The organism is Neoroseomonas marina (genome assembly GCF_012927745.1).
GTDB classification, from domain to species: Bacteria; Pseudomonadota; Alphaproteobacteria; order Acetobacterales; family Acetobacteraceae; genus Neoroseomonas; species Neoroseomonas marina.
Map to the genome: position 1 here is coordinate 286,616 of NZ_JABBKX010000004.1, position 23,270 is coordinate 309,885.

General features: G+C 68.3%; 21 protein-coding genes. 8 read left to right on the forward strand and 13 right to left on the reverse strand.

Annotation, left to right across the window (positions count from 1 at the left end):
* Positions 1 to 116: 116 nt before the first annotated feature.
* A complete protein-coding gene (locus GWK16_RS14535) occupies positions 117 to 557 on the forward strand; it encodes a hypothetical protein (RefSeq protein WP_170054678.1) in 441 nt (146 codons plus the stop codon).
* A 93-nt stretch (positions 558 to 650) separates the two neighbouring features.
* On the opposite strand, the gene GWK16_RS14540 is transcribed toward GWK16_RS14535, so the two are convergent.
* Positions 651 to 857 carry a hypothetical protein gene (locus GWK16_RS14540; protein ID WP_170054679.1) on the reverse strand — a complete coding sequence of 69 codons (207 nt, stop codon included), beginning with the start codon at positions 855 to 857 and terminating at the stop codon, positions 651 to 653.
* Positions 858 to 1,367: 510 nt separating this feature from the next.
* Between GWK16_RS14540 and GWK16_RS14545 the strand changes: the two genes are divergently transcribed.
* From GWK16_RS14545 to GWK16_RS14570, 6 genes are all read left to right on the forward strand, one after another.
* The gene (locus GWK16_RS14545) at positions 1,368 to 1,709 is read left to right on the forward strand and encodes a hypothetical protein (RefSeq protein ID WP_170054680.1); all 342 of its coding nucleotides are present in this window, start codon (positions 1,368 to 1,370) and stop codon (positions 1,707 to 1,709) included.
* Between the two features lie 593 nt (positions 1,710 to 2,302).
* On the forward strand, positions 2,303 to 3,706 hold the full coding sequence (locus tag GWK16_RS14550) for an SDR family NAD(P)-dependent oxidoreductase (protein WP_170054681.1): 1,404 nt from the start codon (positions 2,303 to 2,305) through the stop codon (positions 3,704 to 3,706).
* A 345-nt stretch (positions 3,707 to 4,051) separates the two neighbouring features.
* Positions 4,052 to 4,258 carry a MerR family transcriptional regulator gene (locus tag GWK16_RS14555; RefSeq protein WP_170054682.1) on the forward strand — a complete coding sequence of 69 codons (207 nt, stop codon included), beginning with the start codon at positions 4,052 to 4,054 and terminating at the stop codon, positions 4,256 to 4,258.
* Positions 4,255 to 6,300 (forward strand): hypothetical protein, encoded by a 2,046-nt coding sequence (locus tag GWK16_RS14560; protein WP_170054683.1) that lies wholly within the window; start codon positions 4,255 to 4,257, stop codon positions 6,298 to 6,300. Before GWK16_RS14555 ends, GWK16_RS14560 begins: the two co-directional genes overlap by 4 nt.
* Complete coding sequence (locus GWK16_RS14565) at positions 6,297 to 7,418, forward strand: hypothetical protein (RefSeq protein ID WP_170054684.1); 1,122 nt, start codon at positions 6,297 to 6,299, stop codon at positions 7,416 to 7,418. Before GWK16_RS14560 ends, GWK16_RS14565 begins: the two co-directional genes overlap by 4 nt.
* A complete protein-coding gene (locus GWK16_RS14570) occupies positions 7,415 to 9,073 on the forward strand; it encodes a recombinase family protein (RefSeq protein ID WP_170054685.1) in 1,659 nt (552 codons plus the stop codon). The genes GWK16_RS14565 and GWK16_RS14570 overlap by 4 nt, the downstream gene beginning before the upstream one ends.
* On the opposite strand, the gene GWK16_RS14575 is transcribed toward GWK16_RS14570, so the two are convergent.
* From GWK16_RS14575 to GWK16_RS14595, 5 genes are all read right to left on the reverse strand, one after another.
* Positions 9,074 to 10,024, reverse strand: coding sequence for a pirin family protein (locus GWK16_RS14575; RefSeq protein WP_170054686.1), 951 nt, complete (start codon positions 10,022 to 10,024; stop codon positions 9,074 to 9,076). It lies immediately after the preceding gene.
* Positions 10,025 to 10,119: 95 nt separating this feature from the next.
* Positions 10,120 to 10,773, reverse strand: a complete 654-nt coding sequence (locus GWK16_RS14580) for a PIG-L deacetylase family protein (RefSeq protein WP_170054687.1) — start codon at positions 10,771 to 10,773, stop codon at positions 10,120 to 10,122.
* Positions 10,770 to 11,582, reverse strand: a complete 813-nt coding sequence (locus GWK16_RS14585) for a sugar phosphate nucleotidyltransferase (RefSeq protein ID WP_170054688.1) — start codon at positions 11,580 to 11,582, stop codon at positions 10,770 to 10,772. Before GWK16_RS14585 ends, GWK16_RS14580 begins: the two co-directional genes overlap by 4 nt.
* Complete coding sequence (locus GWK16_RS14590) at positions 11,579 to 12,871, reverse strand: class I SAM-dependent methyltransferase (RefSeq protein WP_170054689.1); 1,293 nt, start codon at positions 12,869 to 12,871, stop codon at positions 11,579 to 11,581. Before GWK16_RS14590 ends, GWK16_RS14585 begins: the two co-directional genes overlap by 4 nt.
* Positions 12,872 to 12,986: 115 nt before the next feature.
* Complete coding sequence (locus GWK16_RS14595) at positions 12,987 to 13,925, reverse strand: hypothetical protein (RefSeq protein WP_170054690.1); 939 nt, start codon at positions 13,923 to 13,925, stop codon at positions 12,987 to 12,989.
* A 157-nt stretch (positions 13,926 to 14,082) separates the two neighbouring features.
* Here GWK16_RS14595 and GWK16_RS14600 point away from each other — a divergent pair, with 157 nt between their 5' ends.
* Positions 14,083 to 14,613 (forward strand): dTDP-4-dehydrorhamnose 3,5-epimerase family protein, encoded by a 531-nt coding sequence (locus tag GWK16_RS14600; protein ID WP_170054691.1) that lies wholly within the window; start codon positions 14,083 to 14,085, stop codon positions 14,611 to 14,613.
* On the opposite strand, the gene GWK16_RS25745 is transcribed toward GWK16_RS14600, so the two are convergent.
* From GWK16_RS25745 to GWK16_RS14635, 7 genes are read right to left on the reverse strand one after another with little or no spacing between them, the layout of a single operon-like run.
* Entirely contained in the window at positions 14,603 to 15,736 is a 1,134-nt protein-coding gene (locus GWK16_RS25745) for a glycosyltransferase (protein WP_170054692.1), read from the reverse strand. The two genes, GWK16_RS14600 and GWK16_RS25745, sit on opposite strands and share 11 nt — an antisense overlap.
* A complete protein-coding gene (locus GWK16_RS14610; RefSeq protein WP_170054693.1) occupies positions 15,733 to 17,193 on the reverse strand; it encodes an oligosaccharide flippase family protein in 1,461 nt (486 codons plus the stop codon). The genes GWK16_RS25745 and GWK16_RS14610 overlap by 4 nt, the downstream gene beginning before the upstream one ends.
* A 34-nt stretch (positions 17,194 to 17,227) precedes the next feature.
* Positions 17,228 to 18,244, reverse strand: a complete 1,017-nt coding sequence (locus GWK16_RS14615; RefSeq protein ID WP_170054694.1) for a glycosyltransferase family 2 protein — start codon at positions 18,242 to 18,244, stop codon at positions 17,228 to 17,230.
* Positions 18,241 to 19,440 carry a polysaccharide pyruvyl transferase family protein gene (locus GWK16_RS14620; RefSeq protein WP_170054695.1) on the reverse strand — a complete coding sequence of 400 codons (1,200 nt, stop codon included), beginning with the start codon at positions 19,438 to 19,440 and terminating at the stop codon, positions 18,241 to 18,243. The genes GWK16_RS14615 and GWK16_RS14620 overlap by 4 nt, the downstream gene beginning before the upstream one ends.
* 49 nt (positions 19,441 to 19,489) lie before the next feature.
* Entirely contained in the window at positions 19,490 to 20,845 is a 1,356-nt protein-coding gene (locus GWK16_RS14625; RefSeq protein ID WP_170054696.1) for an apiosidase-like domain-containing protein, read from the reverse strand.
* Positions 20,842 to 22,194 (reverse strand): glutamate-1-semialdehyde 2,1-aminomutase, encoded by a 1,353-nt coding sequence (locus GWK16_RS14630; protein ID WP_170054697.1) that lies wholly within the window; start codon positions 22,192 to 22,194, stop codon positions 20,842 to 20,844. The genes GWK16_RS14625 and GWK16_RS14630 overlap by 4 nt, the downstream gene beginning before the upstream one ends.
* Positions 22,194 to 23,153: a hypothetical protein gene (locus GWK16_RS14635; RefSeq protein WP_170054698.1), complete on the reverse strand. Its 960-nt coding sequence runs from the start codon at positions 23,151 to 23,153 to the stop codon at positions 22,194 to 22,196. Before GWK16_RS14635 ends, GWK16_RS14630 begins: the two co-directional genes overlap by 1 nt.
* Between the last annotated feature and the right edge of the window lie 117 nt (positions 23,154 to 23,270).

The window sequence follows — 23,270 nt, forward strand, 5'->3', positions numbered from 1 at the left end:
GGAGATCGCTGGGCATGAGCGAGGGCTACGCGGCGGGCCATGGACGGCTCGGCAAGGCGAAGGAGTTCGTGGTGGATGAACTCCGCCGCTTCATGGTCTCCTTTCTCTACATTTAGGTGCTGCTCGGCTTGTTCACCATGCATGAGGAGATCGCCCTGCGGACGCATGGCGACATCGCTCTATGGCCCCATGGCTTCGCCTTGGTGAACGCGCTGGTGCTGGGCAAGGTGGCGCTGGTGGTCGAGGATCTGCAGCTTGGCCACCGCATCAAGCCGACGCCGCTGATCTGGCCGATCATGCTCGAGTCCCTGATCCTCGCGATCCTGTTCATCGCCATACACGTGCTGGAGCAGGTGATCGGCGGCTGGATCCACGGCGAATCGCTGGCGGCGAGCGTGCCGGCGATCGGCGGCGGCGGGGCGCTGGGCCTGCTCTTCTCCGCGACCAGCTTCTTCGTCGCGATGCTGCCCTTCCGCGCCTTCCGCATCATCGCGAACGCGATCGGAATGGGGCGGGTCTGGAGGCTCCTGTTCGGCGCGCCATCTGCGCATCCGTGAACTTCGACATTTTCATCGTCAGCCCTCCGTCTCCCAGCCCAACCCTAAACTGGCATTTCCTAGCTCAGGGCGATCCAGAAAGCGGGAGACAGGTCAGAGGTGGCGATGGATCAGCGCCACCAGACTATCCATCGAAGCCATCTTCGAATCGATTTCGGCGCCCTTGTCGATCAACCTATCCAGGATCGCGATCATCTCGCATGTGTGGCCCTGGCATCCGTCGAGCTTGGACAGGCACCTCTGGACCAGTGCCAAGATCTCCTCGTTGACCGCTGCCGCATCCCGATCGGACATCGCCATCGTGCTCCATGAAAGACGCGGTTTCGTGCCGTTATGTACCTCGTAGCGGCGTCGGGCGTCACTTTCGAAAGGTGTGCTTCACCGCCCCCGCGAGCGGTCCGACAGGCGACGCGGTGAAGCTTGGTTTTTGTTTCCAGCCGAGTGCGGATTGTGTATCGCCGACAGGAACAACTCAGCCCGCATCTGCTAGCGACGCAACATGAACTCCAGGAGTGCCAGCTGGCGCTGCATCAAGGCCGTTTGATCGGCTTCCGGAAGAAGCTGGCGCAGCTCTGGGATGTTCCACCAGTCCATGGGCATTTGTCCGCACAACGCGATTGATGCACGATGCGATGTTTATTAGACGAAGTAAATATGCTTCATCAACGCGGAATTAGCGAATAAATAGTTTTCTGTATTGAAGTAAATGATTTGATAGCCAAATAAAAATTGCTGACGCCATCTCTGGCGATCAGTGGGCCGGCTTCAGCTTGGCCTAAACCCTCCCATCCCAACAATCAGGACAACGTCATGACCGAAGGGAAACCCTCCCCTCGCCAGCGCACGCTTGCCGAGTTGCTCGACGCTGCGCGCGGGCTTCACGAGATCGAGGCTGCGATCGCCCAACTGCGCGGCGTGGCCGAGATGAGCGCGTATGACCTGACAGGATTCCGCAGCGTCGGCGTCGTCGACCCTGCGGCTGTTCTGTCGTCCCTGGAGCGCCTCAATGAGGGGCTCCAGGCGACGCTGCAGGAGCTGGCTGAGGCGCATGCGCGCCTGCATGGCTTCGGGCGCCTCGTACTGCGTGACCTCGGATCGATGGGCGCGGCCCTGTTCCGGGCCGTGCCGCCAGCCTCGGAGGCGAAGAACTGACATCGGGCCCCGCCGGAGATATCCGGCGGGGCCTTTGTCGTGGGCGGTGTCGTTCGCGGGCGATGGACGTTTTCGATCTGGCCTGCAACGCCAGCATTTTCCTGGCCTTGGGCGTTGCCGACGTCGCGCGCGACGATTTTCGGCGGCAGGATCCGCGTGCTCATTCGGCCGGGCCATGCGAGGCGAATCCCACGGCGCGAAAGGGCTTGAGGCTCTGCAGCGCCGGACCCTGCCCGCATGGTCGGCGAGAGACGGCAGCGTGCGGAGCAGCCCCGGTCCTGTGGGGATGGCGGCATACACCGGAAGGGCACCGCGCAGGCTTGATGCCCATGGCCGCCCGGGGACGCAGGCAGTCCCCGTGAAGAAGCAAGCCTTCCGGGCAGCTGCCTCCTGAGCTGCCGGGGCCCACAGGCGACGGGCCGGCTCCGCCGGAACACGAACGCTGAGGGCAGCGGGATCACTCTGCGAGGCACGCAGGGATGGTCCCGCTTTGCCCTGGCTCAGAGCCTCACCACCAGACCATCGATCAATACACCGCCGGACATGGGGTACGACGGCGAGGGTGGTGTGATGCGAATCGGATGAGGTCGAACATGACGAGTGACGTCGATGTCGGTCGCAAGCGGAACAGCTCTCGATCGAGCCACGAAAAGACTGAACCGCCCGTCACTGACTACGCGGGCATCGCGCTGAAGCATCTCGGCACGTCGGCCGCCGAGGCGAACCTTCGTGGTCTGGCGCGTCGCGTGGCGCTGATGGCGGCCGGCGAGAGCCTGGGTGGCAGGGGATCCGCCGCCAGGAAGATTCTCGAGAGGGGTTCGACAGCGTCAGAGCAAGCCGCCGAGGCGCTGCGCAAGGTCCAGGTGATGACTCTCCTCGACGCGCTGGGCCGCCCCGCGCCAGGCGAAGCCGTCGACGAGGCACAAGCCGCCATCGCCGGCGAGCACCGCATGCATCGGCTGCAGTGGCTTCAAGCCATCGTCAGTGGGCTCGACCGGCTGGCTCCGGCCCTTTGGGATTCCGCACAAGCCACTCCAAGCCTCCCGCGCGGCCGCCCGAAGCGGTCAGCCGCACTCCCGTTCGCCCTCGAGGCGTTGGAGCGGCTCTGGTGGCGATACCATTCGGAGGTACCGACGCAGTCGACGTCAAAGGGCGGGTTCCTGGCGTTCGCCCAGGACGTGTTGACAAGCGAGCCCTGCTCTTTCGCGAAGGGCTCCGTCAGCAAGGCTGTCGGCGCGTTCCTCAAGACCGAGAACCGTCCGGCCCGCAAGACGGTCCGCGCGGCCTTGCCGAGGCCGGCCCCGTTCCGGTCCGTGCTCGTCATCGGCGCCGACGATCCCGTGCTGCGGGAAATCGTCCGCCTGCACGCCGAAGACGGCGCCCGCGTCGTCGCCACTGCGCCGCCGGACAGGGTCGCCGCGGTGGCGAAGGATCTCGACGCCCGCGTCACGGTCGTCCCGCTGTCGCTCACCGAGATCCCGACGGCGGAGGATCTCGCTCCCCTCCGCAAGGCACGGTACGACCGCATCGTGATCGGTGGACTGACCGGCGAGCGGGGAGCGATCGGCCCCGACACGCCCGCCGGGTTCGATCAGGCGGGCCTGGCGGACGCGATGGGTGCCGCGCTCCGCGTACCGCCAGTCCTTAACGCGATCCTGCAGGGTCTGTGGGAGCGGCTGCGGAACGGCGGAAAGGTCGTCGTGGTCGCCTCGCACCTGGGCAGCGTGAGCCACGGTGCGCGCTCCCGCTCATACACGACGGCGCCTGCCTTTGCCGCGGTCACCGCGTTGGTCCGGCTGTGGGCCCACGACCTGGCCGGCGCCGGCATCACCGTGACAACGATGCATACCGGCAAAGGCCGGCGCGAGGACGGGACGCCCGACCGCCATACCCTGCCCGCCAACGCCGCGCGCGTGATGCGAGAGACCGTGGACCGGCTCGGGGAACGCGAACGGGGCTCCCTCGTGGATATCAACGGCAGCCTCGAGCCTTTCTGAGATTCTCCGCCGGGAGGTTTCTGCCTCGCCGCAACGCCAAGCCTGACGTGGCTTTGCGCGATTCCGGCGTCGCCGGCGCATATTTTCGGCGGCGCTACTCTCGTGCATCGCGACTTCGAGGTGCCTAGTCCCTGCGGTCGCCATGAGCGACCCGCGCCCCCGCCGCCGAGCCTCGGAACCCGTCACCGCTGCAGGACGGGCTGACGCCACTGCCGATGCGAAGCTCCAGGCGCTGGCCGAAGCGCTCGGCCGGGCCGCGGCTCGACGCCTCCTTGCTCAGGCCATGGCTGCCAAGGTGGAGCCGCGCAGGACCAACGATCCCTCTGCCACGTCGGCGACGGGCGCATGAGCAAGCCCGGCGACGACGACGCGTTGGCCGGCCTGCTCAAGGCCCGAGAGGTCGCTGCGACCTTCGGCATCGATCCACGGACCCTGTGGAACTGGGAACGCGACGAGATCCTCGTCCCGGCGACGCGCGTCCGTGGCCACCGCTACTACCGCCGCGAGGATGTCGCGCGCCTGATCAGTCAGGGGCGACGGAAATCGCCATGAATACAGTAGTCATGCCGATAAACTTAGAAACGGCCCACAATACAGTTCGCGGTTATCACAATAACCGTCTTGAAGAATTTCCGGGTATTTCCTACCCTCAACAACGGAGGCTCTCCATGAACATGATGACCCCCGGGCGCATGGTGCCCGCTACCGCTGTCGCCTCGACGGGTCCGAATGGCCTGACCGCCCTCGCGGTCGCCGGCCTTAGGGCGGTCCGCCGCAAGGGTGCCGAACGGCCCGCCATCCCCGGCATCATCGACGGGTGGACCGACCTCGGGCCGGCCCGGCGTCGCGACCTAAAGACTGCCGTCGGGCTGCTCGCCCGCGCCAGCAGCAAGGATCTCGCCCAAATCCCGTTCACCGCCCGCTCGGTGCGCGAGATCCTGGCTCGCACGACGCCCGCCGCCGTCCGGCTCGGGGATTCGAGCTTCACGGCCTATCGTGGGCACCTCCGCTACGTCCTGCGGCGCCTCGACCTGCTGGCCGAGCGCCGCCGGGCGGGCGGCGAACTGCTGCCGGCCTGGGCGCCGCTGGTCGCCGCGCTGACCGACAAGATCGCCTGGCTGCGCCTCAAGGCCTTCGTCGGGTTCTGCTCCGACCGGGGGCTCGACCCCATGGCTGTGGATGATGCGGTCTTCGCCGACTACCTCGCGCACCTGCAGTCGGCCGATGTGCGCGGGTCGGCGCGCGAGGCGGTCCGCCGCGTCGCCAAGGGCTGGAACCACGCCGCGGAGACGGTGCCCGGGTGGCCGGCGACCCGTCTGACAGCCCCGGCCGCGGAGCCGCGCCAGTACTCGCTCGCGTTCGAGGCGTATCCCGCATCGCTCCAGGCCGACATCGCCGCATTCGAGGCGCGCCTGACCCGCAATAGTGGCGAGGCCCCGTTCGAGGAGGATCGGGACGGGCCGGACGAGCCCTTGCGGCCGGCGAGCGTCCGCACCCGCATGGACTCCCTGCGCCTGGCCCTTGCGGCCCTCGTCCACAGCGGCACGCCGCCCGAGGGCATCCTGGACCTTGCCATGGTGGTCGAGGTCGGGAACCTGAAGCGCATCCTGAACTGGCACTTCCTGCGCGCCGGCAAGCGCAAGGGGGCCCAACTCGGGATCATCTCCGACACCCTGCGCGTCGTGGCGAAGCACCACGCGAGGCTGGAAGGTCATGCGCTCCGGAAGGCACTGAACCTCCTCCGCCAGGCCAAACCCAAGCGCCAGGCCCGCATGACCGAGCGCAACATGCGGTTGCTCGCGGAACTGGAGGACCCGACGCGCCGCGCCGCGATCCTGCACCTGCCGCGTCACCTCATGATGATCGCGGAGCGTCAGCGCACCGGTTGGATCGACGAGCGGGGCCGTGAGCACACGCCGCATTTGCTCGAGGCGGCGCGCACGGCCGCGCTGGCCGTCGCCATCGAGATCGAGTTGCACTGCCCGATCCGGATCGAGAACCTCTCCCACCTCCGGCTCGGGCATGACCTCGTGAAGCTCGACAGCCGGAGCCGCGGCTACACCCACGTCCGCATCGCCGCCGAGGCGGTCAAGAACGATGTCCCGATCGAATGGGCGCTCGATGCCGACACGTCCGCGGTGCTCGAGGCGTTCATCCGCCACTACCGCCCCCTGCTGCCGAATGCAGGGAGCGACTGGCTGTTCCCCTCCAAGGCGCATCTCGACCAGCCGCGCCACAAGGGGGGCCTCGGCAATGCGATCAGCCTGGCCATACATCGCAGCGTCGGCGTCAGGATGTCGACGCACCAGTTCCGGGCGCTCGCCGGCGCGTTCATCCTCGGCGCCAATCCGCATGCGATCGAGGATCTGCGCCTCGTCCTCGGCCACACGACCTTCGATACCTCGATGCGATTCTACGCCTCCTGGGCGCCGAAGGGGGCGATCGCCCGTCTCACCGAGGTCCTCACGACGGAGCGCCGGCGCACACGGCTCATCGCCGATGCGGCATTCGCCAAGCGCAACCGCGGCGTGATGCCGCCACTGGTGCCGCTGCCGCCGGGTGTGGCCGGCCGCAAGCGGGGGCGCCGCCAGTGACGCGGGCGCGGGTCTGGTCCCTCGGGCTGGCGGACTGGCCCGCGGAGGACCGCGCGGCATGGGAAGGCGCGTTCTCTGCCGCTGACAGCCCGTTCGACGAGAATGGCGCCTCTCTCGAACTCGGTGACTTCGCCCGGCGCAAGATCCGCGAGGCCTATGGCGTGTGGCTCCACTACCTCCGGCGCCGCGGCGAGCTCGATCCGCTGGCCTCGCCGGCTGCCCGTGCGAGCCGGCCCCGGCTCGACGGCTGGATCGCCGACCAGCGGGGGCGCGGCAATCGCGGCACCACCGTCCACGGCCGCCTGCGCGACCTACAGCGCTGCCTCGCCCTGATCGATCCCGCTGCCGATGTCGGGTTCATCCTCCAACCCGGCGGGCGCTCCCTGCGCCGCCTGCTGAAGCCCAAGCCGCGCTGGTGCGAGGTACGCGACTCTCGCGAACTCCTGGCCCGCGCCCTCGATCTGTTCCGGGCAGGCTGCGAGGGACAGGGCTACGCCAAGGGTCGGGTTGCAGTGCGCGATGCCGCGCTGCTCGGGCTGCTCGCCGCCCACGGCCCTCGCATCCGCTCCGTCGGCGCCATGGAGATCGGCGAGAACATCGTCCGGACCGAGGCTGGATACCGTCTGCACTTCGGCGAGAAGGACACCAAGACCAAGGTGTTCATGAGCTACGACATGCATCCCGAGCTGGTTCCCGTGTTCGACCGCTATCTTTCGAACGTCCGTCCCAGCCTCCCGGGCAGCGCGTTCAGCGCCGCCGTTTGGATCGGCACCAGGGGCAGCGCGTTGTCGGCGCTTGATCTCGGCAAGGTCGTCCGCCGGCGGACCAAGGCCTGGTTCGGGCGCGAGGAGGGGCCGCACTGGTTTCGCAAGTGCCTGCGCACCACGGCCTCCATGATCTCCCCGGAACTGGCGCTCGACGCCGGGGCTGCCCTCGGGCACGACCCGCAGGTCTCCATCGACCACTACCTGAAGTCCCGCGGCACCGAGGCGCTGCGCCGCCATGGCGTCCGCATCGCTGGCCTGCGTAAGGAGACCTGGTCGCTTGCCGCCTCGCACTATGGTTGGCGGGGCCGCGCGAAGGGCGCGACCCGGCAATCCCGCCGGAAGGCGCCATGACCATGCGCTGCCTGATCTACGCGCGGTTCTCGAGCGACCTGCAGAGCGCCGCCTCCATCGAGGACCAGTTCCGGATCTGCCACGAGCGTGCCGCACGCGAGGGCTGGTCCATCGTCGGCCAGTTCTCCGATGCCGCGATCTCCGGGGCCACTCTCCTGCGGCCGGGCTACCAGGGCCTGCTGGAGGCCATCCGCACCGGCAAGGTCGACATCGTCCTCGCCGAAAGCCTCGACCGGTTCTCCCGCGACCTCGAGCATGTCGCCGCGTTCCACAAGCAGGCAACGTTCTGCCAGGTGCGCATCGTCACCCTCGCCGAGGGCGAGATCTCCGAGCTCCATGTCGGTCTCAAGGGCACCATGGGCGCCCTCTACCTCAAGGACCTCGCCGCCAAGACCCATCGCGGGCAGGTGGGCAGGGTCCGCAAGGGTTTCGCGTTCGGCGCCCCGCCCTACGGCTATCGCAAGGTCCGCCGGTTCGACGAGCAGGGCGAGCCGGTGCGAGGCCTCCGGGAGATCGACCCGGCCGAGGCTGCCGTGGTCCGCCGCATCTTTGGCGACTACGTCGCCGGCCACAGCCCCCGCACCATCGCGGCGGCGCTGAATGCCGAGGGCATCCCCGGCCCGGCGGGAACGCCCTGGTACGACACCGGCATCCGCGGCCGCGCCCAGCGGGGCGACGGCATCCTGCGCAACCCGATCTATGCCGGCCGGCTGCGCTGGAACCGCAGCCACCAGCCGCGCGATCCGCTGACCGGGCGCCATGTCCGCCGCAAGCGTCCTCCCGAGGAGGTGGTCGAGGCGGAGGTGCCCGAGCTGCGCATCGTCGACGACACGCTCTGGGAGCGTGCCCAAGCGCGTCTCTCCCAGGAGGTCGCCCCGGAAAATGGCCGGGCCGTTCCCGCGTTCTGGGAACGCCGGCGCCCGAAGCACCTGGTGACCGGCAAGGTGGTGTGCGGCACCTGCGGGGGCACGTTCGCCGCCCTGGGGAGGGACTACCTCGGCTGCCAGCGCGCCCGGCGCGGCAAGGGCTGCTCGAACACCCGCCGGGTCCGGCGACCAAAGCTCGAGGCGATGATCATGGAGGCGCTGGGCTCCCGGCTGATGCGCCCCGACCTCGTCGCCGCGTTCTGCCGGGCGTTCGTCGAGGCGTGGAACGGGGCACAGGCGGAGGCCGCGGCCGCGACCGCGGCGCACAGGCTCGAATTGCAAGGGATCCAGAGGAAGCTGGACAACCTCGTCGAGGCCATCGCCGAGGGCGTGCGGGCGCCCGGCGTGCAGCGGAAGCTGGAGGAACTGGAGTCCCGTCGCGGGCAGTTGCTGGCGGCGGTGAAGGACCAGCCGGCCCCGGCACCCGCGTTGCTTCCCAATCTCGCCGAGGTCTACGCCGATCGGGTCGCCGTGCTGCGGACCGCGATCGAAGGACGAGAGGACCCAGAGGTGTTGGAGGCCGCCCGCGCCCTCATCGACAAGGTCATCGTCAGCCCCGGACAAGGGCCGGACGACCCACCCGAGATCGAACTGGTGGGTCAGCTCGTCGAGCTGCTCCGCGCCGGCGGCGTTAATCTGACCCAGGAGGACACCACCGTCGGCGGCGTCCTCAACACTCTGTCCGCAGGTTCGGAAAAGGAGGACTCAGGGGGCGGCGCCCCTCCATGATCAAGCCGGCCGCGCTTCCGCCCGCACCGTCACCCGCCCTTCCGGAAGCGGGATGAACTCCTTCTCGTCCCCCGGCACCTTGGCGAAGCGCCCGGCCTTCCAGTCTTCCTTGGCCTGCTCGAGCCGTTCGCGTGAGGAGGCGACGAAGTTCCAGAAGAGGTAGCGCGGCCCGTCCATGGTCGCGCCGCCGAGCATCAGCAGCCGCGCCCCATCCGGTCCCGCGGTCAGGGCGAGCGCGTCACCTGGCCGGAAGACGAGCATCCGCCCGGCCTCGAAGCGCGTTCCGGCGACCTCGACGCTGCCCTGGACGACATAGGCCCCGCGTTCCTCATGCTGGTCGGGGAGCGGCAACCGGGCGCCGGGCGCCAGGACGGCGTCGGCATAGAAGAGCGGCGAGGAGACGGCGACCGGAGACCGCAACCCCCATCCCTCTCCGGCGATCAGGCGCATGCGCACGCCCTCGTCGTCGACCAGCGGCAGGTCCCCTGCCCCATGATGGACGAAGCCGGGCGTGGTGCCCTCCGCGTTCTTGGGCAGGGCCACCCAGGACTGGATGCCGAACATGCGTCGCGTGCGGTCACGCTGGGCGGGATCGGTGCGCTCGGAATGGACGATACCGCTGCCGGCGGTCATCCAGTTCAGCTCTCCGGGGCGGATCGGCTGCGCGCTGCCCAGGCTGTCGCGGTGGAAGATCTCGCCCTCGAACAGGTAGGTGACGGTCGACAGGCCGATATGCGGATGCGGACGCACGTCGAGGCCCTTGCCGGTGAGGAACTCGCCCGGGCCCATCTGGTCGAAGAAGATGAAGGGGCCGACCATCTGGCGTTCCTTCGCCGGCAGGGCGCGGCGCACCTCGAAGCCGCCGACGTCGTGGGCGCGGGGAATGATGACGTGCTCGAGGCCCGGCGGGGGCGCGGGGCAGGTCGGGTCGGCTTCGTCGAGGGTGCTCATCGGGGATCTCCTGCGTCGGGCAGGAGTATCGTGATCGCCGCCGCGTCACGCCATCGCCGCGTGGCGATGGCCTTCATCATCCGGACGGATCGTGATCAGGCGAGCAGGATCTTGCGCGCCACGAAGCCTTCCGCGTAGCGCTCCGGCGCGCGGCATTCCATGCCCCGCAGGCGGGCGAGGCCCTGGAAGGTCTCGGGGTCGAACCAGTCCTTGCCGTGCTGGGTCGCGAAATGCAGTTCCAGCAGCTCAAGCTTCTTCGCCAGCGTCGCCGCGGCAAGCGGGACATAGACGTTCGGCCGCCCGAGGTCCCCGTCCCATTTCGGGATCTCGTATTCCAGCACGACATGGTCGCGGAAGGCATTCCAGGTGAGCTCCGAGACCAGGCGGTGGTCCTGGTGGGCGTCGTCGGATTTGTGGGTCAGGACCACGTCGGGCGTGAAGCGGCGCGCGAGGTCCTGCATCCACTCCTTGATCGGCGCGCGCTCGACCGGGAAGTAGCCGTCGCGAAACTGCTGGAGCTCGATCCGCGCGCTGGCCGCGCCCTGGAGGAAGGAACGCGCAGAAGTCTCGGCTTCCTCGCCCCGCTGGCCGGGCGCGCTGAGGACGCACCAGGTCGCTTCGACCTTCACCCCGCGCGCGATCCATTCGAGCAGGGCGCCGCCGGCGCCGATCTCGATGTCGTCGGAATGGGCGCCAAGGCAGAGGACGTTCAGCCTCTCCCCCGGTGTCGCAAGGCTCAGCCCTTTCATTCCGCCGCGACGAGGCGCGGGCGGCGCTTGCCGGCATGGTCGCCGGGCAGCCACGGCATCTCCCCACGCTCGACCATATCCTCGAGGACCTGGCGGTCGCGCAGCGTGTCCATGGACCGCCAGAAGCCCTCATGCTTCCAGGCCATCAGCTTGCCGTCCCGGATCAGGCGGTCGAAGGGCTCCAGGACGAGCTCGTCCCCCTCGCGCATGTAGTCGAAGATCTGCGGGCGGAAGATGAAGTAGCCGCCGTTGATCCAGATGTCCGACCGGTCGGAACTGCGGAAGGCCTGCACCTTCCCGTCGGGGGCGATGTCCGCGAGGTGGTAGGTCAGCGGCGGACGCACGGCGACGAAGCAGCCGACCTTGTCGCTGGCCTTGAACTGGCGAATCACCTCGGTCAGGTCGAGGTCGGTCAGCCCGTCGCTGTAGTTGGCGAGGAACATCTCCTCGTCCTTGACCTGGTCGCGCACGGCCCAGAGCCGTTCGCCGATGTTCCGCCAGATGCCGGTGTCGATCATCGTGACGCGCCAGTCCTGGCGCTTCTCGCCGAGCATCTCGACCTGGGTGCCGCCGGCGGTGACGACGCAGTCGCCGAAGGCCTCATGGCGGTGGCTGACGAAGAAGTCCTTCACCACGTTCGCCTTGTAGCCCAGGCAGAGCACGAAATCCTTGTGGCCGTGATGGCTGTAGTACTGCATCACGTGCCACATGATCGGCTGCTGGCCGATCGGGATCATCGGCTTGGGGATGTTCTCGGAGTACTCGCGGATACGCGTGCCGAGGCCACCGCAGAAGAGAACGACCTTCATGTCGGCATCTCCTTCGGGTCAATGATGGTCGCTTCGGGAATGGGAACGATGAACTTGCCGCCCCAGTCGCCGATGTGGCGCATCTGCTGGACGATCTCGTCCTTCAGGTTCCAGGGCAGGATCAGGACATAGTCGGGCTTCGCCTCGTCGATCGCCTCGACGGGGTGGATCGGGATGTGCATCCCGGGGGTGAAGAGCCCGTGCTTGTAGGGATTGCGGTCGACGGTGAAGTCCAGGAAGTCGGTGCCGATACCGCAGTAGTTGAGCAGCGTGTTGCCCTTGCCCGGCGCGCCGTAGCCGCAGATCTTCAGGCCTTCGTCCTTCGCCCCGATGAGGACGGAGAGCAGGCGCCGCTTGGTGCGCTTCACCTTCGCGGCGAAGGCGTCATACGTGCGCATGTCGCGCACGCCGGCGGCTTCCTCGCGCGCCTGCAGGGCGGGAACGGACGGGGCGATCGGCCGCGTGGATTCGATCCGCGCCAGATGGACGCGCAGTGAGCCGCCATGCGTCCGCAGCTCCTCCACGTCGATCACCTTGAGCCGGTGCTTCTCCGCCATGCGCAGGATGGTGTGGAAGGAGAAGTAGGAGAAGTGCTCGTGGTAGATCGTGTCGAACTGGTTCTCCGCGATCAGCCGCTCGAGATGCGGGAACTCGAGCGTGCAAACGCCCTCGGGCTTCAGCAGGATGCGGATGCCGCCGACGAAGTCGTTCAGGTCGGGCACCTGCGCCAGCACGTTGTTGCCGGCGATGAGGTCGGCGGCCTGCCCCTCGGCGACCATGCGCTCGGCGAGCGCGACGCCGAAGAATTCGACCAGGGTCGGGATCCCCTTCCCCTTCGCCACTGCCGCGACATTGGCCGCGGGCTCGACGCCGAGCACGGGGATGCCCATCGGCAGGAAATGCTGCAGCAGGTAGCCGTCATTGCTCGCGAGCTCGACGACCAGGCTGTTCGCGTCGAGGCCAAGGCGCTGCGCGATGCCGTGGCAATACGCCTTGGCGTGGGCCACCCAGCTCGTCGAGTAGGAGGAGAAGTAGGCGTATTCGGTGAAGATGTGGTCCGGCGTCACGTATTCCTTGAGCTGCACCAGCAGGCAGTGCTCGCAGACCAGGGCATGGAGCGGGAAGAACGGCTCCATGCCGTCTCGCTCCTCCGGCCGCCGGAAGCTCTCGCAGAGCGGCGACATGCCGAGGTCGACCATGGTGCGCCGGATCGGCATGTTGCACAGGCGGCAGCTGCCCGTGGTGCGGCTGCCATCGTCGATGGTGAAGCGGCGGGCTTCGATGTTCATGCGGGGGCCTCGGTGACTCGGCCGGCGCGTCCGGCGTCACGATGATCTGATCGGAAAACGACCGAGCATGCCCGCTCGTACGGCCAAAACTTCTCCGTCTTTTCCGGCATCCGGATCACGACACGGCGGCTTCCGCAACGAGCGCCGGGCGATACCGCAGCACGTCGCCGCGGCCCGCCGTGTCGTCGTCGTGCAGAAGGATCACATCCTCCGGCACCGGGCTGAGATCCGAGGCGCGGAGGTAGTCACGCATCGTCGTCCCCGTGCAGCGGGAATCGACGTTGGGGGCGCCCCGGTTCATCGCGGCGTCCCCGATGTCGATGGTGCGGAAGTCGATGCTGTAGCGCGCGACACCGGTGGCGTTGGGGACGGTCTCGTGCAGTTGGGCGCCCGCGAAGAGGATGATCCCGCCGGGGGGCGGCAGGTAGCAAAGGCGCGGGCCTTCGAGTGCCTGTTGCGGCTTCGGCTGCTCCCGCGTGTCCGACTTCACATGCAGCGCGGCGGATGCGCGGTTGCGGGTGTTCCAGTCGTAGTAGTTGTAGATCTCGGAATTGTTCGCAACCGGCCTGTCGAAGTACTGCGGATAGAAGGCCATCGCGTTGCCGGCTTCGATCGGGAAGACCGGCATCCACCAGTTCAGCTGGCACATCGGCGCGGAGTACCAGGTGTCGCGATGCGGGTGGAACGCATAGGCAATGCCGGACGACAGGAAGTCCGACGGGTAGGCCGAGCGCAGACGCGGGACATCGAAATAGAGGCTGTCGAGATCGACGCCATGCTCGGCCATGATCGCCGGGATCAGGCGCTTGCAGTCCGGATGGTGGATGAAGCGCGGCTTCACCTTCGCAAGGACCGCGGCGACGTCCTCGGCCGAAAGGTGGCGGTGTATGGTGCGCGGATCATGCGGGGCGAAGACCTCGGCGAGCATCTGCTGCGCGAGGCGGGTCATCTCGGCGCTCGCCGGCGTGGGCGAGAGGATGATGATGTCGCCGGCGTAGAGTGCTTCCCGCCGCTCGGCATCCGTCATCGCGGGATCGACGTGGACGCTGGCCATGATGCCCTTCCCCCCGCCCGCGGGATGCGGGCCCGAAACAGATTGTCCCGTTGCGCTCCCGTGACGCTGCGGGCCCCGTCGAAAACTTTTCTGTCGTCCGCGGTGAACGTGCCCGCAACCGCCCTAGTCTCCGCACCCACACCTGGAGGCCTTGGGCATGCGCTTCACTCCGGCCGGCATCGCGGGAGTCTTCGTGATCGAGCCGGAGCCGATCAGCGACGACCGCGGCTTCTTCGCGCGGACGTTCTGCACCCGCGAATTCGCGTCGCATGACCTGGAGACGCAGTTCGTCCAGCACAGCCTGTCCTACAACCGGGCATCCGGCACGCTGCGGGGCATGCACTTCCAGCGGGAACCCCATGGCGAGGTGAAGGTCGTCACCTGCCGCAAGGGCGCGATCCATGACGTGCTGCTCGATCTGCGTGCCGACTCACCGACCCGCGGCCGATGGCAGGCCTTCGACCTGACGGCCGATAACCGCCGGTCGCTCTATGTCCCGAAAGGCGTCGCCCACGGGTTTCAGACGCTAGAGGCCGACACCGAGGTCTTCTACCTCATCTCGGCCTTTCACGAACCGCAGGTGTCCGCGGGCGTCCGTCACGACGACCCGGCCTTCGGCATCGTCTGGCCGCGGCCGGTGTCAGTGATCTCGGAGAAGGACCGGGCCTGGCCCGCCTTCAGCGCGTGAGCGCCGGCGCCCCATCCCGCAGCAGCAGACGGCGCCAGGCGGCCGCGAAGGCGTCCCTCGACAGACGAGCCGCGTGATCCCGGGCCAGGGCGACGCGCCGGACGCGTTCGGCCTCCGGCAGCGTCGCGAGGCGACGCAGGGCATCCGTGATGGCCTCGACCGACAGCGGATCCACGTGCAGGGCGCCCTCGCCCACCGCCTCGCGCTGGGCCCCACCGTCCCCGACGAGGGAGACCAGGCCGCGCTGCGCGGCCTCCAGCGCGGGAATGCCGAAGCCTTCCAGCAGGCTGACGAGAACGAAGCCGCCCGCGTTGCGGTACAGCCACTGCAATTCCGCATCGCTGACATAGCCGAGCTGGACCACGCCTGCGGTACGACGCGCCCGCGCCGTGATCTCGTCCGCCGCATTGCCCCGTGGGCCGCAGAAGACGTACTTCCACCCCTGTTCGGCCAGGCCGCTGCGCTCGAAGGCTTCCAGCGTGCGAAGGTAGTTCTTGCGCCGTTCCAGGGCCCCGACCGTGAGCAGGAACGGCCCGGACACCCCGGCGGGAGGTACGCCCTCATCAGCCGACGTCATGGCGCGGACGAAGAGCGGGATCACCTCGAGGAAGCGGAAGTCGCTGCCATGGATCCCGACGAAGGCATCCCGCGAGGCTTCGCTGACGAAGACCATCCCGGGCCGTCCCCGATGGATCAGGTCGTAGGCCTCGCGATAGGTCGCCTCCGTGTCCGGGCCGAACAGGTCGGGGTGCGTTACCGGACCCATGTCGTGGCACAGGACGATGTCGTCCCGGCGCGGCATCACCCCCATGACGTAGAGGGGGTCCATGAAGAGGAAGCGTTCGCCCGCCCGTCGCCGTTCCGGCAACAGCGAACGCAGCGCCGGGTGAGCGATTTCCGCGAGCATGAGCCGCGCGAGGATCCGGCGGATGTTCCGGCCGTCCGGCAGGGCGCCCCTCAGCCGCCAGTGGATCGTCCCGGACAGCAGGTCGCCGCAGGTCTCGGTGATCTCGCGGCAGACATGGTACGCACCGGTCCGGTTGAGCAGCGCCAGCGACATGTCGGCCACGAGGCCGCCCCCGTGGCTTACGGGCGCGAGATGACGATGCGAGATCTGATTCACGATCCAACCCTCAGGCGCGGAGAGGCCCAGCGCCACGCCAGAAGGGCGATGTGGCGCAGTTCCGGGGAAAGCCTGTGCCCCGAAGCGACGATGGCGGCGGCCCAGCCGATCGCCGCGGTCACGGTCACGGCGCAGGCGGTCCCGATCGGCAGATCGAAGCGGAACCCATGGGCCGCGAGGATTGCCAAGGGGCCGATGGCGCTTCCCGCCGTCACGAGAACGCTGGGCGACAAGGCACCGAGGACCTCGGTCGCCCGCACGCCGAGCTCCCGCCGGATCATGAGGTATCCGACCAGCGTGTTGACCGGGATCAGCACAAGATACGCGCAGGCCGTCGCAAAGCCGCCATACGAAGCGAGGACGAAGATCACCGGCGTATAGACGCAGGCCGGGATGGCGGCGGAGAGCAGGAGCCGTCCGGTCTGTCGCGCGGCCAGCAGCAACGGGTAGACCATGAGTTCGAGCGGCGCGAACAGGCGCGCAATGGCGAGGACCTGCACCAGCGGCACCACGTCGAGCCAGCGAGGACCGAGCAGCAGCAGGATCAGCGGATGCGCCAGGCAGGCGACGAGCAGAAAGGCGGGCCACTGCAGGGCGCTGATCACTGCGAGGGAGTCGAGGACGGCCCCCTTGAGTTCCCGACCATCCCGGCGTTGCGCGGCGAGTGCGGGGAGCGCGACCTGGCTCACCACGACGAACAGCAGCTTGCCGGGCAGTTCGACGATGGTTTGGGCCCGGCTGTAGGTACCCGCCGCTGCCGGTTGGCTCAGCGCCCCGAAGGCGATCTGCGGAAGGGAATCCGTGTAGCGCCAGATCAGGCCCCAGAGCCCGGAACTGCCCCCGATCAGCAGCACCTTCCGCCATTCGCTGATCGCGATTCCGAGAAGGCGCCGGTAGGGGCTCAGGGCCCATGCCACGGCCACGGCCGCGAGATTGCCGGCGAGCAGTGCCCAGGCGAAGGAGACCTCCTCGAACCCTGCCAGCGCCAAGCCGACGACGACGATCGCGTTGCAGCCGCCGCTGGCGATGTTCACCAGCGCCACCTTGTCGAAGGCCAGGTCACGTCGCATCAGGGCGACGAGCGGCCGCTCGAAGGGCCCGAGCAAGAGGGCCACGGCGATGATCCGGAAGAACGGATACATGTCGTCGTTGCCGATGACATGCGCCAGGCCGGGTGCCGCCAGGAACAACATCAGGGCAGCCAGGACGGAGATGCTCGCCATCACCGTGAAGGCGGACCGCACCGCGGGTGCGCTGGTCTCCGGCTGTTGGACGAGATAGGCCGTCGGCACGTCCCTGATGACCTCGATCAGCGCGTACGCCGTCAGGCCGAGGACGGCCATGCCGACCTCCGCCGGGCCCAGGATGCGCCCGGTCGCCGCGAAGACGGCGAGCGAGATCATCATCGCCGCATAGCGATCGACCGCGGACAATGCGAGGGCTCGCCTGACAGCCACGGCTAGGCCCCGATCCGGTCGTGAACGATCCGCATCAGGAAATCGCATCCCGCGTCATGGGGCGACCGTTGGCCGTTGCCGGGCGGCCTTGCCGCCATTGGCCCAACAGCCTGTCGATGCGCCCGCCCCGGCGGAATGCCCGCCCCAGCGGAGGGCGCCAGAAGACCGAGGGATCGACCGACGCCGCGAAGGAGAGCAGGTCGAGACATTCCCGTCGACATCCGCCGATGGCCGCCGCGCCCGCCCACAGCAGGGCCGTGGCGGCGAAGTTGCGGTCGGACAGGACCCGCAGTTCCGCCGCATCCGGTCGCCGTCGTGCGTCGATCGCGAGGAAGCTGCGGAACGCTTCGAGCCGATGCTCGAGATCCTCCCGGCGCGAGCCATTGTAGAGATTCGACATGTTGCAGCCGTGGATGCGGCGGATGCCCAGCACGGCATCGGTCCAGACGACATCGCCGAGATTGGCGAGCCGCAGCATCATCTCATGGTCGTCGTAGTAGCGGAGCGTCTCCCGATAGTGGCCTGCGCGCTTCTGGATCGCAGTGCGCACCAGGACCATGCCCGTGCTGTGGTTGGCCATCGGATCGAGGCAGCGGCGCCGGAGATAGGCGGTTCCGTCGACGCTGTTCCAGCCGAGATGGTCCTGCGCCGGAAGTCGCGGCGGTTCCGCGTCCTGCGCATGCCATTCGACCTCGCCGCCATAGGCGAAGGCAGCGCCGGGATTGCGATCGAGCATATCGGCGGCCCGCCGGAGCGCGCCCGGCGCGAGAAGGTCGTCGGCGCACAGGATCATCATGTAGGGCCCGGTTGCCCAGTCCACGCCGGTGTTGAAGGAGGCGTGCGGTCCGAGATTGGCCGGGCGGGCCAGGATCGAGACGCGGGCGTCACGCGCGGCGATCTGCCGAGCCACCGCGACGCTGTCGTCGGTGGAGGCGTTGTCGATGACATGGACCCGGATGTCGTCGACACCCTGCGACAGCACGCTCTCGATGCAGGCCGGGAGGTAGCGCGCGTAGTTGAACGAGGGGATGGCGACGTCGATTCGGCTCATTGGTGGGCCTCCTGGTTCAGGATCGCGCCCGTTCCCGGCGCTCCCTGCCCCGTTGCGTCCAGCAGGCGGGCGAGTTCGTGCCCCTGGCGGGCAAGCGCCGCGCGATATGCGGCCAGGCGGACCCCGAGACCTGCGGAGATCCGGTCGCGCCGGCCGGAAAGTGCGTTGACGCGCTCGTTCAGCCAGACGGGATCGAAGGTCTCGACATGGGCCGTGAAGGCCCCGAGCCCCATATCGGCGAGCAGCACATCGTTCTTGCTCCCATAGCTGAGCGAAATGACGGGCGTGGCCACCATCAGGGCCGCAACGACATTGTGGAAGCGCGTGGCAACCGCCAGGTCGGCGCTCGCCATCTGCTGCATCACGGCAACGATGTCCCGCACGGGCTCGTAGAGCAGACGGCCCGCCAAGGCGTCGCCCGAACGCGCCGCAACGGCCGCCCGCAGCAGCATGACGGCTTCCTCGTCCGCCGTTTCCCCGATCACCAGGCGAATGCTCCGGCCGGAGGCGAGGAACTCGGTCGCGAACTGTGCCAGCCTGTCGATGTAGATCTGGTAGATGCCGCCGCTCGCATTGCTCCAGCCGCGGTATCGCATCACGCCCAGTGCAAGGTCGACGCGACGGCCCGTCGCCGCCGGGGGGACCGGCAGGGCGAATGCCAGGTCCGGATAGATCTCGCTTCGCGCATCGATCCGCGCATGCCGCACGACGAAGTCGCGCGACGGCGCGTCGCGGAACGACAGGTAATGGCAGAGGCGTGCGGCCGACATCATGAAGGCCCGGCTGAGCCGCCCGTGGATCGGGCCCGCGCCGATGCTCGCCATCGCCACGCGGCAGCCGACAAGACGAGCCGCGAGCGTCCATTGCATGACGGTGTAGGGAACGCCGCCGGCCCGTTCGCCGAAGTCGTCGAGCATGCCCGTGCCGGGGACCAGGAGCATATCGAAGTCGCGCAGGACGCGCGCCGCGCGATACAGGCTGACGGCCTTGTGCGGTGCCCGCAGGAATGCGGCATTGAGACGGCGGGCCGCGCCTTGCGCGGGTGCTGGCCAACGCCAGGCGATCGCCGGCAGGCCGAAGCGCTCGGTCACGATGTCGGGCCGGCTGCAGACGACCGCCAACTCGGCATTCGGTGCGACGTGACGAAGGGTCAGGACCATCGCTTCGAGCGATGCATCATTGCCGATGTTGCCCATGCCGAACTGGCCGAACAGGGCGACGCGCGGGCGTCGGCGCGGAAGGGCTTCAGCTGCCACGGACGCGCACCTCCAGCACCCAATCCGCGAAGCCGTTCGCGTTGGCCCCGGGTGAAGTCAGCCGCCAGCGGCGGCCACGGGCCGGTTCGACTTCCGGCGCGATCAGAACCGCGCCGCCGGCCGGGTCGATCCAGCGGACTGCGACCTCGCCGGCGCGCAGCGGGGCGAGGTCGACCGTGACCGAGTGTCCTCCGGCGACATAGGCGATTGCGCAGGATCCATCGCCGGCGACCGCCGCGACACTGCGCTCATGCCCCTCCCCCCGCGGCCCGATGAGGAACCGTTCCTCCGTGTCGGGCTGCAGGGTGGCCCAGGGCAGATCCTCCATGATGCGCCGAAGCAGCGTCATGCTCTGCGCGCCGTGGCTGCCGAGTGCAGCCTGCCAGCGCATCGGGCGCGGATGGATCGGCGAGGTGCCGTAGTGCCAGATCGGGCTGTTGCCGAAGACGTGGCCGCAGGCGCCGTTCAGCAGGGCCTGATAGGCCTGTGATCGGATCCGCCGCTCCGAGGCGCCATGCTCGTTCTCATAGGCGGACTCGATCATGATGAAGGGCATGCGTCCCGACCGCTGGGCCTGGCGGCGCGCCATCGGGTCGACCGGTCGATAGGTATAGACGTTGTTGACGTTCAGCCACGCCGCCCCGGCGAAGAGGTCGGCGGGCGCCGTCTCCGGGGCGCAATGCGCCGTGTGCAGCACGCCGGGGTTCGCGGCGGCGATCTCCTCGGCCACGGCAGTCACCACGCTGCGGTCCGGTGGGTCGTAGTCCCCCGCATGCACCCAGAGGATGTTGTCGAAGCCGCTGTAGCGGCGGCCGACATAGGCGCCATAGCGACGCAGCGCTGCGTTCCCGGCGGCGCGCATCGGCTGGTACCAACCGTCCTCGCCGCCGCCGCCCCCGATATAGGCGGGCGCCAATAGAACGAGGAAGCCGAGGTCGCGCGCGCGTCGGAGGATCTGGTCCGCATAGGCGAAGTAGCGCTCATTCGGGGCGGTGAAATCGTCGGCCCGCAGGAAGGGGGCATCGCCCCGGATATTGGCCGGCGCCCGCGACGCGTAGCGGTGCTCGATCAGATTGACCAACAAGGCGTTGAACCCGCGCGAGCGCCGGTCACGGAGATACAGTTCCGCGTCCTCGGGATTGAGCTGCGCGATCAGCGACCAGGCGGTGTCGCCATGCAGCAGGAAGGGCCGACCTGCACTGTCCTCGAAGTGTCGGCCGCCCTGCGCCATGCGGATCGGAAAAACCGGAGGCTCATGGGCCGTCTGCGCGCGGCCGACCGTGCCGAAGGCTGCCGCGGCCGCCGCACCGATCGCCGTCCGACGCCCGACCGCTGAGCCGCTCATGCAGTGTACGCCGCGGTGTCCGGGACATTGAAACGCCGGTACACGACCTGGGACGGCCGCCCGACCAGGTAGCGACCGACGCCGTCCTGCAGGGCGCGCGCATAGGTCACGAGAGCGCCGTCCAGGGCATCCACGGTACGCGCGATGTCCTCGTCCTGATGCGCGTAGCTGACGACGAGCGAAGGCATCAGCACGCCGCGCCGAATGGTTTCCTGCAGCAGCAGCGACCGGAAGGCCTGAGAGGGTCTCCCCTCCGCATCGAGCGCCGCATAGGCGAGGCAGCAGCTCCGCCCGACGATCCGCACATGGTCCTGCAGCTGGTGCCGGCGAATAGCCTGTTCGGCCTGCGCGCGAAGCGACGCGCCCTGGCGATGGAGGTGCTCGATCACCGGTTCGCGCCGATAGACCTGCATGTTCGCGATCGCCGCCGCCATGGCGTGCGTCTCGGCGCCATGCGTCGTCGAGAGCAGGAAGACCCGCGGGCGATCGGGTTGCTCCAGGCCGCCGAGGCTCATGATCTCCCGCTTGCCGGCCAGGGCAGACAGCGAGAATCCGTTGGCGAGCGCCTTGCCGAAGGTGCTGAGATCCGGTTCCACACCGTACAGCCGCTGCGCGCCATTCAGATGCCAGCGGAAGCCGGTGATCATCTCGTCGAGTACCAGCAGCGTGCCGTTCTCGGTGCAGAGGCGACGCAGGTCGTGCAGGAATCCGTCCGCCGGATCGTCCCCGCGTGAAGGCTCGAGGATCAGCGCGGCGATCTGCCGCGGGTGCTCCGCGAACAGACGACGCACACTGTCGATATCGTTGTAGCGGAAGGCGAGCGTCAGCCGCTTCACGGCTTCGGGGATCCCGGCGTCGAGCGGCGTCGTGCCGATGAACCAGTCATCCGTGGAGAAGAAGGGATGATCGCTGCAGATCGCGACCAGGTCCCTCCCCGTCCAGGCCCGGGCGAGGCGTATCGCGCCGGAGGTCGCATCGGATCCGTCCTTGCAGAACTTCACCATCTCCGCGCCGTCGATCAGGTCCAGGAACTGCTCGGCGCACTCCACCTCGATCGCCGCGGGCCGGGTGAAGTTGGTGCCGTGCGTCATGCATTCGCGGGCCGCCGCGACCACCTCCGGCCAGGCATGCCCGAGTCCGACGGCCCGGTTGCCCATGCCGAACTCGATGTACTCGTTGCCGTCCACGTCCCAGACGTGGCATCCGGACCCTCGGGCGATGAAGCCGGGCGACAGAACGGGGTACTGGTCGTCGCCCTTGGCATAGGTGTGGCAACCGCCCGGGATGAGGCGATGCGCCGCGCTGCGAAGGCGTTCGGACGTTGCGAAGCCACGATGCTTCATCAGCATCACTGCCTCCTCTCGGCCGACCAGCCGGATGTGCGATCCATCATGCCGAAGCGCCGGCGCACGAGACGGGAGGGGATCACCTGCCCCGCCTTGGTGTCGACCGGCAGCACCTCGGCGACGAGAGCCTCGAAGGTCTCCATCCCGAGACGAATGCGGCGCTGACCTTGCTCACTCAACGACAGCATCCGCCGATCCCGATGCAGCCACGCGCGTTCCTCGGCGCGTCGCAGGAGGTTGCGGATGGTGACGCACGTCACGTGCAGACGATCGGCTTCCCGACGGATCAGGTCGGTCGTCGCGAGGGGGCTGTGCAGGTGCAGATCCAGCATCGCCAGCATGAAGCTCAGACTGCCGACACCGCGGTCGCCCAGGTCGAGCCCACCCAGGAAACGCAGCACCGCATCGATGAACAGCGCCTGTTGGGCCCGCCGCTCGCGGCCGTTCGCGGCCAGCCGCACCGGGCCGCGCTGCAGCAGCGCAGGGGCATCGGCATGGAAGTCGTCGACCAGACGTTCAAAGAGTGCGGTCGCCTTCTCGCTCGGTTCAAAGATGTACTGCCGCGCATCCCGCGGATCCCGCTGGCGCCGGAAGTCGCCGGTTGCGTGGGCCATCTCGAGCAACTGCGACAGGCGGGCGAGCGACAACTGGGTCCGCATCGCCACCAGGGCGAACGGGAAGCGCCCGGGCATGCCGCGCATCCAGGCGGATTCACGGATCAGATAGAGGAACAGATAGAAGCGCCGGAGATCGGAAAGCCAGAAGCGCTCCATCGCGGACTGGCGAAGGAAGTTCGCGACGAAGGCACCTTCGCGAAAACTGCGGAAGCGCGCATCGCGTTCATCCGGGCACGGTGCTGCCGCAGCCGAATGTGGATGGCGCTGCACGCCCGTGAGGGCCTGGCCGCGCATCGTGGCGCTGCCCGTGGTCCCTGCGACTGTCTGCCGGAGTTGCGTAATCATGGCGCGAAACATCTGCGCCAATCGGCATCGCAGCACTGACGTCCGTCATTGCCCGATAGTTGAATAGCGGCTCGTCGCTGCATCCATAGCCTGCGTCCACCGGTGGCATGGCGCAGG